Raw genomic sequence first — 13,356 nt, 5'->3', positions numbered from 1 at the left:
ATATAATCCCAATTCAACTTCAGAAGAAGTGGCCCATTCGTCTAGCGGTTAGGACATCGCCCTTTCACGGCGGTAACACGAGTTCGAGTCTCGTATGGGTCACCACTTATTTTTTAAATACCTCTTTTTATTTTCTTATTTTTTAAAACTTATTGTTTTAATATATTTTTAGACTTTATGAATTTAAATAATAATGTTAACTATAATTAGCGATTATTTTTTTATTATTTAATATATAAGATAAAGCCTAGCCGAAGCTAGGCATAGAATTAACCGTGGATTTTTTGAGTGTAGTGTTGTACTGAACCTAAACCTTCTTTTTTAGCCCACTCATAAGCTTCTGAAACAAATTCCCAGTTTATATTTTCAAAGAATGTTTCTAGATATTTTGGACGAGCATTAAAGTTATCTATATAATAAGCGTGCTCCCAAACATCAACAACCAAAACAGGAACTTTTCCATCATTTACAGGAGTTGCTGCATTTGATGTTTGAACGATTTCTAATTTAGAAGTTTTTGGATCAAACACAAGCCAAGCCCAACCAGAACCAAAAAGTGTAGTAGCTGCTTTTATAAAGTCTTCTTTAAAGTTAGGGAATTCTGCTTGCAAAGCTTTTTTAAACTCATCACTCATTTCACTTTTTTTAGCTATACAATCCCAATAAAAATCATGATTATAAACTTGTGCAACATTGTTATAAAGGCCACCTTTTGCACCAACCAAAATCTCATAAAAAGATGAATTTGCAAATTCTGTATCTTTTATAAGATTATTTAGATTAGCTACATATGTAGCATGGTGTTTACCGTGATGGTATTCACAGGTTTTTTCGCTAACAACAAGATTTGATTTTGAATCAAATGGTAAATTTCTTAATTTAAACATATTTTTTCCTTTTTAATAAAAATTATATTTAAAATTATAATGTATTTTTATTAAACCATCTATTAATATTTTATAAAATAGTCTATTTAAAATCATATATTATCTTATTTTTACCGGTTTTTTTGCCCTTATACATCAAATCATCAGCTTTTTTAATCATAGTCTCTATATCAAATTCTTCATCTTTATCATGATAGACAGCACCAAATGTCATTGTTGTTTTTATCTCATAATCACCATGCTTCACGAATGTGGTATTTAGAATATTTTTAGCTCGTTTTATGACATTTAAAGCACTGTTTTTGTCTATGTCTAGCATAATTATCAAAAACTCTTCGCCTCCCCATCTACACAAAAAATCATCTTCTCTTAATATATTTTTTAATAAACTAGAAATATGAACTAATATAGAATCACCAACATTGTGTCCATAAAAATCATTTGCTTTTTTAAAATCATCTATATCAGATAAAACTAATATAAATTGTTTATTTTTACTCAAATACTTTTTTATAAAATCTTGTAAAGAATGCCTATTTGATAGTTTTGTTAGTGGATCTTGGTTTGAAATATTTTTTATATTTTCTTTTTCTCTTTGCGCATTTAGATATGCTACTTGATTTGAAATTTCAAGCATATATGATAATACCATCGCTAAAAATGACATAATAATAAAATTATATATAAAACAAAAATCTTTCCAAAATGTATTTTTTGCTGCGATATCATAAAATTTAAGACAACATATGATAAATAAAGCAAATTGGATAAATGTCAAAAAATATGTAACTTTTTTATAACTAGTTTCAACAAAAAATATTGTGATTATAAAAGTTATAAAAATCATCTCAAATCCATATCCCCAGCCAAGAACCATTATACAAATTAAAGCATGTATCATGATTTCAAATTGAAATAATGTAAGTAATATTTTTGAATTATTTGGAGGGTTGGTATAAGCTGCTTGTATAAACAAGTATATAATAATAGAAAATGAATTGACTGTCACTAATATATATTGCTCCATTATTAAGAATATAACAAAATATGAAGCATGTGCAGCAAAAGCTAAAATGTTTGTGATTCTTAAAATATATTCTATTTTGCTATACAAATCTTTGGTTAAAGTCAATGATCTACTCATCTTATTATCTCTATTTCAACTTTATCTTTACCGTCCCTTTTCCCTTTGTATAGTAGTTCATCTGCTTTTTTGATATTATCTTCAAAACTATTAGAGGTTGAATTTAAATTAACAACCATCCCAAATGTCATAGTTATAGGGTTATTATTTGGTAATTTGATTAGGCTAATATTTTTTAAAAGCCTATCCGAAAGATCATATATAAACTCTACATTAACATCATTTAATACTATCAAAAACTCTTCGCCTCCCCACCTACACACTAAATCATTTTTTCTAAATGTATTTTTAAGAGTGCTAGAAACATCTTTAATAATTTTATCTCCATAAATATGCCCAAAAGTATCGTTAATATGTTTAAAATCATCTATATCGCCAAGCAATAATACACTATTAGTTTTAATTTTATTTTTCTTTATAAATTCTTCATCTTTTTCTACAAGTTTTTGCATGCTACGTCTATTTAAAATTCCAGTCAATTGGTCATATTGTGAAATTTTTTCTAATTCAAGTTGTTCTTTGATTAAACTTTTGTAATCTTGAGATGTGATAATGCTGGCAAATAAATACATTCTAAAAACAATAAAAAAAGTTATCGTAAAACAAGTTATATACATAATTTGATATGTTGTAGCATCGATATTGGGATTTATTTTGTCTTTTGTAAAAAAATACAAAGAAACTATAAAAATAGTTTCAAAAGCAGATAAAGAATATGTAAATATAAGATTATCGAAAGCACAAAAATAACTAATAAATATCAGTCCAAAAACAAAATACCAAAAACCACTATTCCATCCAAATTTGTATGTAAAAATAGCAGATAGTATAAGTGTATTAAGGTGAAACCATAGCGAAACTAAATTTTGAAATTTTTCGTTGTATTTGTATTTTATATAAAAAGAAAAAATTAGAACGATAAGAGAATATATAGATAGACCAAGGTCAAAAATCAAAAGAAGAACAAAAGATATTATATGCCCTACAAGGAGTATATTTATTATAAATTTATAAATATACTCTACTGATTTGTATTTATTTTGACTTATTTTTCTATCTATAATTTTTTGACTAAGCATTTTTAATAGCTATCATAACTTTCTTCATCGTTTTCATCGTTGTATTCATAATCATCGTCATCATAACTATAACTATAACCCATATCAACTTCATCTTCATCATAATTTTGTAAATCATCATACTCAAATTCTTCATCATAATCTTTTATCATTTTAAACTCCTATAAAAATATAAATTATTTGGTTAATTTTTTACTTCTGGTTGGTTTTGAAAATACAAACTCTGGCTAGGGAAAGCAAAATCTAGTCCATTGTTTGCAACTATATCCATTATCTTAAATATAACATCCTCTCTAACTTTCATATATTCCAATTTTCCAACCGCTTTTGTGTAACAAATTATAGCTATATCTATAGAACTACTATTTAGGGTATTTAGTGCTACATAAATATCACTTTTGCAACCAGCTAGCTCGTCTATACTAACTATATTTTTTCTAAATCTTAAATGACTATTTGAACTTAAGGAACCTCCGTTGTCCTCTCTTGAAATATCAGGATGAACAGCAAGCATATCTTTTATATCAGCTATGCATTTTTTTAAACTATCAGGAGTTGAATCATAGGTAAGTCCTATGGTGATGTTTATGATACGACCTATTTTTCTGCGAGACCAATTTATAATAGGCTCATTTGTTAGTGTTGAGTTTGGAACAGATATAAGAGCATTATCAAAGCTTCTAATTGTGGTTTTTCTTAGTCCTATTTCAACAATAGTGCCTTCAATATTTCCACAAACTATAAAATCATCTTGAGAAAATGAATTGTCAAACAAAAGCATAACTGATGCAAAAAAGTTTGCTATTATATCTTTTGCAGCAAAAGCCACAGCCAAACCACCTATTCCCAAAGATGCTATTATGGCTGAGATGTCAAACCCTAAACGAGATAAAACTAAAAGCAAGGCTATAATTATAATTATAAAATTTACTATTTTTATAATTAAATTTACTACTTCTTTGCGACCACTTTTTTTTGCTATCTCGCTTATAACAAACATTCCATAACCATTTAAAGCTGTTATCACAAGCCAACATATAAGAACTATATAAAATATATTGAAAAAGTTTATGATATTTAAAGGCATTGGCAGAGGATAATATCCGACACTAGCACAAATTTTTAAGGCATACGCTATAAGTATAGTCGCTATTGGTCTTTTGATGATTTTTGAAATTTGATCTTTCATAGCATCAGAATGAACCCCTTTTGGTAAAAATAAAGTTAAAAACCAAAAAGTAAATTTAGACAGCAATCTTGTAAGTGATACAAAAAAACCAAAAATAAAAACAATTAAAATTATTTTACCAAAATTTAAATATCTAATATGAATAGGTATCATATTGTTTATATAATCAATCCCAGTATTTAGATTTAGCTCATTTAATGCAAAACTGGAACTTAAAAGCTCGACATTATTTTTAAGATACGACAATATCTCTTCAGCTGTTTGTTTTTGTATCTTTATGTCATGCAAGGCTTCGCTGTGCTGAACACCATATGCGCTTGAATCAGTGTATGAATTAACATTAAGCTCTATGATTGAATTTTCTAGTAAGTTTCTTATTTCCGATGATTTTGAACCACTTTTTAAAAGTTGCGCAACCTCAAAAATATTTTTAAAAAGTATCTCTTCAATCTCCACTTGTTTGAGTTCTATAAAATTCTTTGCATAACCATCACTACTTTTATTTTTACTATAAGTAAGCATATTTTTTTGAAGAACAACTTTTTTGTTCTCAAATTTATTTAAATCTTTTTTTGAAAATTCTGTTTTAAGTATATAATTTGGCAAATCGCTAATTATTTTATTTTTTTTCACATTAAGACTACTTAGACTGTTTGAATCGGTTGAATTTAAATCAAGCGTTAAAATATAAATCTGTGAATTTATCCTATTTAAATCATTAAATGCATTAATTATATCCGTTGATTTTATATCGGCGGCTTTTAAAAAAGAAAAAAACAGAGTAAAAACAACAAAAAATCTTAAAATTTTATACATATAAATCCTTATTTAGTACTTAGAAGCTCAAAACTTCCTTTTTTTAAATCATAACTAAAAATCTCTCCGGTTTCTATTATGTAATGCCAACCATAAATTTCTAGTTCACCTGCTTTATACTCATCTTCAACATTTGGGTATGTTAGTAAATTTTGTATAGAGTTTATAACATTTAATCTTTCTGTTAGCCAACCTCTTTTGGCTGGATCTTTTGTGCCAAATGTTATTACTTTATTTTTAATAGGCTGCATGATTTTTATCCAGCTTTTAAAATTTGGAGAGCTACTAAATTTTGAGTCATCCTCGTATAAAGCCTTGCATCCACCACAATTAGAGTGTCCGCAAACAATAATTGTTTTAATATTTAATACAGACAAAGCATATTCTATAGCCGAAGTGGTTGCTAAAAACTCATCACTTACTCGATAAGCTGGGACTATATTGGCTATGTTTCTTATTGTAAATAAATCTCCTGGTAGGCTTTTTGTTATTAAATTTGGATCAACTCTAGAATCAGCGCAGGATACAAATAAAACTTTTGGATTTTGCGTGTTGCTTAAACTTTCAAAAAGATCCCTATGTTCCAAAAAACCTTCTTCCATAAAGTTAACGGCTCGCTCGAGCAATGATTCCATTATTTATCATCTCCATCAGTTTATAAATTTTAGGACAAATATTATATCAAAAAAATATTTATATTAGATATTAGTAAAAAATTAAACATTATTTAAGATATTTTTTAAATTTTATTTACCTATTTTTTGTTAAATTTATATAAGACAAAATTAAAAAATAAAGGAATAAACATGAGTCTATATGATAGAGATTATGCTAGGTCTAACGAATACGAACAAAGTTATGCACAAAGTTCGCTTAGTACATTTATAAAGCAAACATATCAGTTATTTGCAGCTTCTTTACTGTCAGCAACAGCGGGTGCTTATACTGGTATATACTTTTTAGCGGCTACTTTGATGCAAAATAAAATATTATTTTGGGGATTGGTTATAGTTGAGTTTGCTTTGTTGTTTGGTTTAATGGCAGCTAAGAGAAAAGCCGGGTTAAACACCATATTGCTATTTGCATTTACATTTATAAGCGGTCTTACGCTTACGCCTTTGCTCTATATGGTTTTAAATCTTCCGAGCGGAGCCAGCATAGTAGCACAAGCATTTATGCTAACAACAGTAGCTTTTGGCGGACTAAGCATTTTTGCGATGAATACAAAAAGAGATTTTACAACAATGGGTAAAATGCTTTTCATAGCAGTTGTAGTGCTTATAGTTGCAGGACTTATTAATATATTTTTAGGAAGCCCTATAATGCAGCTTGCTATATCTAGTATTGCAGCTATAGTTTTTAGTGCATTTATATTATATGATACACAAAATATTATCAAAGGTAACTACGAAACACCAGTTGAAGGCGCTGTTGCTTTATATTTAGATTTTTTAAATTTATTTACATCTTTATTGCAAATTCTAGGAATACTTGGAAGAGATGAATAACGAAAATCTATACAGAGTTATAGATGCCAATCTAAATAGGCTAAGAGAAGGAATTAGGGTTGTTGAAGACATATGCAGATATGGGTTTAATAACCAGCCTATCTCACTTAGGCTTAAACAGATAAGACACCAAACAAAAATAGACCAGACTGGGTATATAAATTTTAGAGATTCTTCAAACGATGTTCTTAAAACAAGCACAAAATCCGAACAAAAAAGAGAAAACTTGAATGAAATTTTGATCGCAAATTTAAAAAGAGCGCAGGAAAGTTCTAGGGTTTTAGAAGAGTGTTTTAAGATAATAGATACTGGAAAATCTGAGTTATTTAAAAAAATAAGATATGAAATTTATACGATAGAAAAAGATATTTTTATAAATTAATTTAGAGGAAGCAAAATAAATAGCTTCCTCCTTTTTATTATGCAAGTTCAGATTTGATAGTTTCTATCCAAGCTAAAACTCTAGCTTCTGTTTTGTCGCTTTCATTTTCAGCATCAAGAGCTAGACCTACAAATTTTCCATCTCTCACAGCTTCAGATTCATCAAAAGTATAATCATCCGTAGATACACCACCAACAACTTTTGCTCCAGCTTTTACAACTTCATCGTAAAGTTTTCCCATGCCACTGCAATAGTCATCAGAATAGCTTTCTGAATCACCTAGGCCAAAAAGTGCAACTGTTTTTCCGTTAAGAGATAGACCGCTGAAATCAAAAGCATCCCAATCATCTTGTAAATCGCCACTACCCCAAGTTGATGTAGCAAGTATTAATTTATCGTATCCATTTATTTTATCAGCATCAGCATCGCTTACATTTACAACTTCATTTTCAAGACCCAAATTTTCAGAAATAAAATTTGCAACCTCTTCAGTATTTCCCATGCTGCTTCCGTATATTATTCCTACCATTATTATATTCCTTTTTTAGTTTTTTTATTATCAATAGCATAAGGCACAAGTTTGATTTGGTTAAAATCGCATTCACAATGCCTAACCTCTATGTGTTTCCTAAAATTATCATTTCTAGGCATAACTACATAAACCCTGTCAAATCCATATTCTTTGATAGCTTTAACTGCTGAGCTTATTTCATTTGATAAGCTTGATGTATCATCTAAACTAAAGTTTTTAAAACTCGTTAAAACACATAATAGCTTTTTACTATCTTTGCATATACAGATTGAGTCATTTTGAAAAGAGACATCTTTATCAAAATTCTTGTATGCAATTCTATCATAAACAAACTGAGAAAACATAAAATTTGCATCAAAACATAACTCAAAATGTGAATTTATATATAACATTTTAATCATTTTCGCAGCTTTATTTTTTGGTTGTTTTGTAATATATTTTATGTTGTCAAATTGTTTATTTTTGTAATAAAATATTATTAAATTTGATACAGCGCAAAAAGTTTTGACTTTTGTTTTTTTGAGATTTGAATCAAATTCTAATAGGTCTTGTATCCTATGCTTAAAAGCATTTTTTATATTTTTATATTTTGAGTAGTGAAGTGGTAGCTTTAACTCTTGTTCGACACAAGAGTTATAAAGCTTTATAAATGTTTTTAGCCTTGAGACAGAATCAAGATTTGAAAAAATATCCGGAGTTATTTCTCCAATATCTGATAAGTATCCGAATTTCATTTAAAATTCCTTTTTGCATCCAAATTCCCTATCCAAACCAAAAACCTTACAATATTCGCAAAATACGCAACTAACACTTCTTTTTGCACAAACTATAGGAATATTTCTCTTTTTAGCTTGAGTTTTTATAGTTTTCATTGTATTATGATTTAAAAAACTTGTAAGCATGACAACACATTTAGTATCTTGAGGAATAGGCTTTCTATTTACTCTATTCTCATTTCTTGCATCCCAGTGCTCTATCTTTTGTGCGCCAAGGTCATGCAAAACAGCCTTTATCGGAGTAATTTCATCTGCACCTATAACTAAAACTGACATTGTATTTTTCTCTCTTCTTTTATTGATTATAATTATTATTTTGATAGTGCGATTATATAAAAACTATTCTAAAATAAAACTTAATTATGATAATAAATATCATTAAAAATAGTTAAATTACAAAATCTACACAGTAATTAAAAATTTAAGTTATGAATCAGATCATAATGTATATGTTTTAACAAAACAAGTGAGAAACAATAAATACAAAATTTTATTATAAAAAAATTCATCAATATCTTTAAAATTCCCTTTGTTTTATAGTTGTAGCTAAAAAATGATTTATAATATGTATATTAAAAACAGTCTAATTCAAGAGTATTTTTACATAGGGTTGTCTATTTTGATTCCAGCTTCTCTTATCGTAGGCTTACCACCACAGTTAGCACTAGGAAAAGAGAAATTAGTAAGCACAATAGGAGCCATAGCCGCAATTAAAAACTTATGAAAGCAATTTTATTGTATGGAAAATAATACCCATAGGCTTGTTATCAGCACTACTTGGTGTATACATTGGTGCAAAATAATCCTTATGCTACCTGAAAATATAATCAACTATATTATTTTAGCTCTTCTTCTGACAGGATTTTTGGCTACATTTTTCAAAAGCAAACTAATCTCAAACAATAACGAACAAACCGATATACAAAAATCAATAATATCGGTATTTTTTACTTGTTTGGTCGTATAATTTTACGATGGTTTCTTTGGTTAGGGAGCAGGCAGTCTTTTTATTATAGCTTTGTTTATCATAAACAAACTAAGTCCATTACAAGCATCAGCAACATCTAAAATATTTAATTTTGCTTCAAATATTGGCACTTTTGTTGCATTTTATATCCGTAAATATGGCTTTTGATATAGGCATACCAATGATAATCGCTAGTTTTGCAGGTAATCATTTTGGAAGTATGCATACCATAAAAAGCAATGGAGAAATTGTGAAAAAGATATTAGTTGTTACCGTGCTTCTTATGATGATTGCTATGGGTTATAAAGTATTTAATTAATCTAATTATTGGGTTTTAATGTTTGTTTTTTATTTTGATGATATAAAATTTGATTACGATATTTTTTGTAAATATTTTTCAGTAGTATGGGTGGTGCCCAGAGCCGGACTTGAACCGGCACGGAAAAATTTCCGAGGGATTTTAAGTCCCTTGTGTCTACCATTCCACCACCTGGGCAAAAAATAAAAAATGGAGCGGGAAACGAGATTCGAACTCGCGACCCTAACCTTGGCAAGGTTATGCTCTACCCCTGAGCTATTCCCGCTTATATTCTTTTTAGGAATTGGAATAATACCCAATGTTTGCTTAAAAATTTATTTTATTTGTAAAAAAATTTATAAATTTTCAAAAAATTATAAGAGTTTTTTGATACAATTATCTAAATATCAACCAAATATGGGGTTATAGCTCAGCTGGGAGAGCGCTTGAATGGCATTCAAGAGGTCGGCGGTTCGATCCCGCTTAACTCCACCATTTTACTTATTTTTCTTTATTTCTTTTTATTTACAAAATGTCATTAAAATTGTTATTTGTTAAAGTTTTGGTGTTTTACTTTTTTACCTTGTTTTAGGCAATTTTGATGGACTAAATCAGGCTTACTGTAAAAAGTCCTGTAAATTATTTGGAAGTATGGGTTCTGTTAAAAAACAATCTAACCGATAAAATAGACGGTAGGAAATTTATTTTAAATAAAAGGTGGTTTTATATCTATTAAAGATATAAATAATTAATATTTATGTTTTTTTGTTATTGCACTTTAATTTGTTATTGTATTTTTAATGTAAGTATAATAATTTTGAGTTGCTTATTACAAGCAACTCAAAAATTGGTTTATTCTTTTACAACACCATCTTTTGCAAAAGCTTGAAGATAGCGAAGTATTCTATCTTTTTCTTTATCGTTTATCTTAGCAAATGTTTGCATTGCTAAAAGATATGCTTCCCACTCTGACATTAAATGCTCTTTTGGCTTATGTGCAGCGTGGCATGAGCTACAAGTATCATAGTAAGTCAGGTCTATCTCTTCCCAAGATGTTAGCTCATCATCTGTTAGTTCTTTTGTTTTTATTAAAAAGGTATCTTTGCTTTTAGCATCTTTGTCGTTTAGTTTATAAAATACAAAAAATGGCTCTTTTTTTAAAGCAATTACTTTTTTATCTGTGTCTGAAACCTCGCCACTTATTTGAACAAGGCTCATATCACCATCTTTTTTTAATACTTCAACAGAAGTTCCTTCGTATATCTCGCCAACAACTTTTTTTGTTTGCGGATCCATAAGATCCGCTTTGATATTGTTTATATACATAGTTTGTGCAAATGCAAAATTTGCTAAAAATATTGCTAAAATTGCTATAAGTTTTTTCATTTATGCTCCTTTTACTTTAGGTGCTTTTACACCTTCATATGCTTTTGCATCAACTTTTCTAATCGCAGCCAAGCAAGTATTTACAGATGTAGCTTGAGCCATAGTTGATGTAGGTATAGATGTAGTAAGTAAGTTTACATGTCCTGCTTTACATCTTGGTTTTTCATCGTTTACATTTTCTGGATCATACCAAGCGCCTTCCTCAACAGCTATAACGCCTTGCATGATATTTTTGCTTACAACTGCACCACACAAGATAGCGCCTCTATCATTGTAAACTTCTACAACATCACCATCTTTGATTCCGAATTTTTTGGCATCTTCGTCATTTATAACAACAGGCTCTCTGTTTGTAACTTTATAAGCTTTTCTTACAAATGAGTTATCAAGCTGAGAGTGGATTCTGTATTTTGGATGTGGGCTTAGCACGTGAAGCGGGTATTTTTCAGTTTTTTCTTCATCTCCAAGCCATTCAGCTGGTTCTAGCCAGATTGGGTGACCTTTGAAATCTTCTAGTTTAAAATCAGCAAATTTTTGAGAGAAAATTTGTATTTTGCCAGTTTCAGTAGCAAGTTTGTTTGTAACTGGATCTTCTCTAAATTTAGCATGGCGAACGAATTTTTTAGCATCTTCATCAGGCTCAAAATAAAGATAACCTTTATCCCAAAACTCTTCAAAACTCATATAATTAGGGCAATCGCTCTTATCATATAACCCTTTGATTCTCTCTTCTTTTGTCTTGTTGCCTGTAAATTTACGATGTGCTTTGTCGCTTATCATCTTAGCCATATCAGCAAATACATCATAGTCGTTTCTAGCTTCCCATAATGGTTCTATTACTTTTTTCATCGCATAAACATAATCTTGTGAGTATGAGCCACCATAGCTTATATCATCTCTTTCAAGTGGAGTTGTAGATGGTAAAACTATATCAGCCATTTTTGCCATAGGCGTCCACCAAGGCTCATGAACTACAACTGTATCAAGTGTGCGTATGGCTTTTATAAGTTCGTTTGTATTTGGATGGTGTCCTAGTAGTGTAGCACCTGTGATATATAGCATTTTTAGATCAGGATATGTCATATGCCCGCCTTTGAAGTTTATCTTCTTGCCAGGATTTAAGATTGCTTCACTAATACGAGATGCAGGTATACTTACATCTACTTTATTTTTGCCTTGTGGTAAGCCTCCAGGAAGCATAGCGCCAGAGAATGCTTGTCCGCCACCACTATAATGCATTGAAAAACCAAATCCACCGCCAGGTAAGCCAACTTGTCCTATCATAGCTGCAAGAACCATAAGCATCCAGTCAGCTTGTTCGCCGTGATGAGCTCTTTGCATAGACCAGTTACCAGCTAGGAATGTTCTATTTTTTACAAATGTATCAGCAAGTGCTTTTATGATTTTTTCATCTACGCCTGTTATTTTAGCAGCCCAAGCTGGAGTTTTTTCTACTTTATCTTCTGTTTTTCCAAGTAGATAAGGTAAGAATTTATCAAAACCAAATGTATATTTTTCTATAAATTCTTTGTCATATTGCTTGCTTGTATAAAGATAGTGAGCCATACCAAGCATTAAAGCAACATCGGTATTTGGGCGAATTTTAATCCACTCAGCACCAAAACGGTTTGCTATTTCGGTGTATTGAGGGTCAATTGTTATAAATTTTATACCTGATTTTTCATACTTATCATAATATGGGTTATTCCCACGATTTGCAATTTTATAATCAATTTGATTACACTTTAACAAATCAGCACCCCACATAACATATACTTTTGTATTTTCAAGTATAACCTCGTGAGATGTTTGAAGTGAATAAACTTCTAAATCACCCATGATAGTTGCATTTACTTTACCAGCCGCACCGTTGCTGTATTCGCCATCAGTTCCAACTGCTCCGCCGATAGAAGTGTTAAAAAATCTTCCAGCTACCGCACCGCAGTTGTGTAAAAGACCAGGGTGTCCCCAGCCACTATAGCTTGCATTGTGTATCTCTTCTGGTTTAAGCGTTTTTAGTTTATCTACTATAAGTTTCATTGCCTCGTCCCAACTAACGCGAACAAACTCTTCTTTTCCGCGAAGTTCTGGTGAGTTTTTGCCTTCTAAGTAGCTTTTTCTAACGCAAGGATATTTTACCCTAGTATCTGAATAAACTCTATCTATCCAAGCTTCATTTCCTGGGAATTTTGGATCTTTGTCTGATACTTGTGAGCGGATTTTTACTATTTTTCCATCTTTTACATCAGCATAAAAAGCACCTAGGTTTGAAGCATGTGGTATTGTTTTTATATTTTCATCTTTTGCTAAAACAGGATTTGCTGTAATTGCAAGTGCTGTTGCTGCAGATGATTTTAAGAAATTTCTTCTTGAAATTGACATCTATTCTCCT

15 protein-coding genes and 4 tRNA genes are annotated in these 13,356 nt (G+C 29.9%); 6 read left to right on the top strand and 13 right to left on the bottom strand.

Going from position 1 to position 13,356, the window contains the following annotated elements:
- The first annotated feature begins 30 nt into the window (after positions 1–30).
- Positions 31–105, top strand: a tRNA-Glu gene (locus tag CPIN17260_RS08480).
- 164 nt (positions 106–269) lie between these two features.
- Here the strand turns inward: CPIN17260_RS08480 and sodB are convergent.
- The 6 genes from sodB to CPIN17260_RS08455 all read right to left on the bottom strand — a co-directional run bounded on the left by sodB (position 270) and on the right by CPIN17260_RS08455 (position 5,750).
- A complete protein-coding gene (gene sodB / locus CPIN17260_RS08475) occupies positions 270–887 on the bottom strand; it encodes a superoxide dismutase [Fe] (protein WP_069632755.1) in 618 nt (205 codons plus the stop codon).
- Positions 888–969: 82 nt separating this feature from the next.
- Positions 970–2,031 (bottom strand): GGDEF domain-containing protein, encoded by a 1,062-nt coding sequence (locus tag CPIN17260_RS08470; protein ID WP_078398151.1) that lies wholly within the window; start codon positions 2,029–2,031, stop codon positions 970–972.
- Positions 2,028–3,110 (bottom strand): GGDEF domain-containing protein, encoded by a 1,083-nt coding sequence (locus CPIN17260_RS08465; RefSeq protein WP_069632756.1) that lies wholly within the window; start codon positions 3,108–3,110, stop codon positions 2,028–2,030. The genes CPIN17260_RS08470 and CPIN17260_RS08465 overlap by 4 nt, the downstream gene beginning before the upstream one ends.
- 2 nt (positions 3,111–3,112) lie before the next feature.
- The gene (locus CPIN17260_RS09245; protein WP_153300806.1) at positions 3,113–3,262 is read right to left on the bottom strand and encodes a hypothetical protein; all 150 of its coding nucleotides are present in this window, start codon (positions 3,260–3,262) and stop codon (positions 3,113–3,115) included.
- Positions 3,263–3,294: 32 nt separating this feature from the next.
- Positions 3,295–5,115, bottom strand: coding sequence for a mechanosensitive ion channel family protein (locus CPIN17260_RS08460; RefSeq protein WP_069632757.1), 1,821 nt, complete (start codon positions 5,113–5,115; stop codon positions 3,295–3,297).
- Between the two features lie 8 nt (positions 5,116–5,123).
- Positions 5,124–5,750: a carbonic anhydrase gene (locus tag CPIN17260_RS08455; protein ID WP_069632758.1), complete on the bottom strand. Its 627-nt coding sequence runs from the start codon at positions 5,748–5,750 to the stop codon at positions 5,124–5,126.
- A gap of 171 nt (positions 5,751–5,921) precedes the next feature.
- Between CPIN17260_RS08455 and CPIN17260_RS08450 the strand changes: the two genes are divergently transcribed.
- Together CPIN17260_RS08450 and CPIN17260_RS08445 are read left to right on the top strand one after the other, a co-directional pair.
- The gene (locus tag CPIN17260_RS08450) at positions 5,922–6,623 is read left to right on the top strand and encodes a Bax inhibitor-1/YccA family protein (protein ID WP_069636520.1); all 702 of its coding nucleotides are present in this window, start codon (positions 5,922–5,924) and stop codon (positions 6,621–6,623) included.
- Positions 6,616–7,005, top strand: a complete 390-nt coding sequence (locus tag CPIN17260_RS08445; protein ID WP_069632789.1) for a thiamine-phosphate pyrophosphorylase — start codon at positions 6,616–6,618, stop codon at positions 7,003–7,005. Before CPIN17260_RS08450 ends, CPIN17260_RS08445 begins: the two co-directional genes overlap by 8 nt.
- A gap of 37 nt (positions 7,006–7,042) precedes the next feature.
- Here CPIN17260_RS08445 and fldA read toward each other — a convergent pair whose 3' ends face one another.
- The 3 genes from fldA to CPIN17260_RS08430 are packed head-to-tail and all read right to left on the bottom strand — an operon-like array spanning position 7,043 to position 8,589.
- A complete protein-coding gene (gene fldA / locus CPIN17260_RS08440; RefSeq protein ID WP_226997051.1) occupies positions 7,043–7,537 on the bottom strand; it encodes a flavodoxin FldA in 495 nt (164 codons plus the stop codon).
- Positions 7,537–8,271: a hypothetical protein gene (locus tag CPIN17260_RS08435; protein ID WP_069632761.1), complete on the bottom strand. Its 735-nt coding sequence runs from the start codon at positions 8,269–8,271 to the stop codon at positions 7,537–7,539. The genes fldA and CPIN17260_RS08435 overlap by 1 nt, the downstream gene beginning before the upstream one ends.
- On the bottom strand, positions 8,272–8,589 hold the full coding sequence (locus CPIN17260_RS08430; RefSeq protein WP_069632762.1) for a DUF2325 domain-containing protein: 318 nt from the start codon (positions 8,587–8,589) through the stop codon (positions 8,272–8,274).
- A gap of 463 nt (positions 8,590–9,052) precedes the next feature.
- Here CPIN17260_RS08430 and CPIN17260_RS09475 point away from each other — a divergent pair, with 463 nt between their 5' ends.
- Positions 9,053–9,280, top strand: coding sequence for a hypothetical protein (locus CPIN17260_RS09475; RefSeq protein WP_226996941.1), 228 nt, complete (start codon positions 9,053–9,055; stop codon positions 9,278–9,280).
- Positions 9,281–9,416: 136 nt separating this feature from the next.
- Positions 9,417–9,599, top strand: coding sequence for a hypothetical protein (locus CPIN17260_RS09470; RefSeq protein ID WP_226996939.1), 183 nt, complete (start codon positions 9,417–9,419; stop codon positions 9,597–9,599).
- A gap of 91 nt (positions 9,600–9,690) precedes the next feature.
- On the opposite strand, the gene CPIN17260_RS08420 is transcribed toward CPIN17260_RS09470, so the two are convergent.
- Positions 9,691–9,776 (bottom strand) — tRNA-Leu (locus CPIN17260_RS08420).
- Positions 9,777–9,789: 13 nt separating this feature from the next.
- Positions 9,790–9,864: transfer RNA gene (locus CPIN17260_RS08415), tRNA-Gly, on the bottom strand.
- Positions 9,865–9,997: 133 nt separating this feature from the next.
- On the opposite strand from CPIN17260_RS08415, the gene CPIN17260_RS08410 reads away from it, so the two are divergent.
- Positions 9,998–10,073 (top strand) — tRNA-Ala (locus CPIN17260_RS08410).
- 357 nt (positions 10,074–10,430) lie between these two features.
- Here the strand turns inward: CPIN17260_RS08410 and CPIN17260_RS08405 are convergent.
- Both CPIN17260_RS08405 and CPIN17260_RS08400 read right to left on the bottom strand, forming a co-directional pair.
- The gene (locus CPIN17260_RS08405; protein WP_069632763.1) at positions 10,431–10,964 is read right to left on the bottom strand and encodes a hypothetical protein; all 534 of its coding nucleotides are present in this window, start codon (positions 10,962–10,964) and stop codon (positions 10,431–10,433) included.
- Positions 10,965–13,346, bottom strand: a complete 2,382-nt coding sequence (locus CPIN17260_RS08400) for a molybdopterin-dependent oxidoreductase (RefSeq protein WP_078440882.1) — start codon at positions 13,344–13,346, stop codon at positions 10,965–10,967.
- Between the last annotated feature and the right edge of the window lie 10 nt (positions 13,347–13,356).

It is taken from the genome of Campylobacter pinnipediorum subsp. pinnipediorum (genome assembly GCF_002021925.1).
GTDB classification, from domain to species: Bacteria; Campylobacterota; Campylobacteria; order Campylobacterales; family Campylobacteraceae; genus Campylobacter_A; species Campylobacter_A pinnipediorum.
This window is presented reverse-complemented; position numbering and strand designations above follow the sequence as displayed.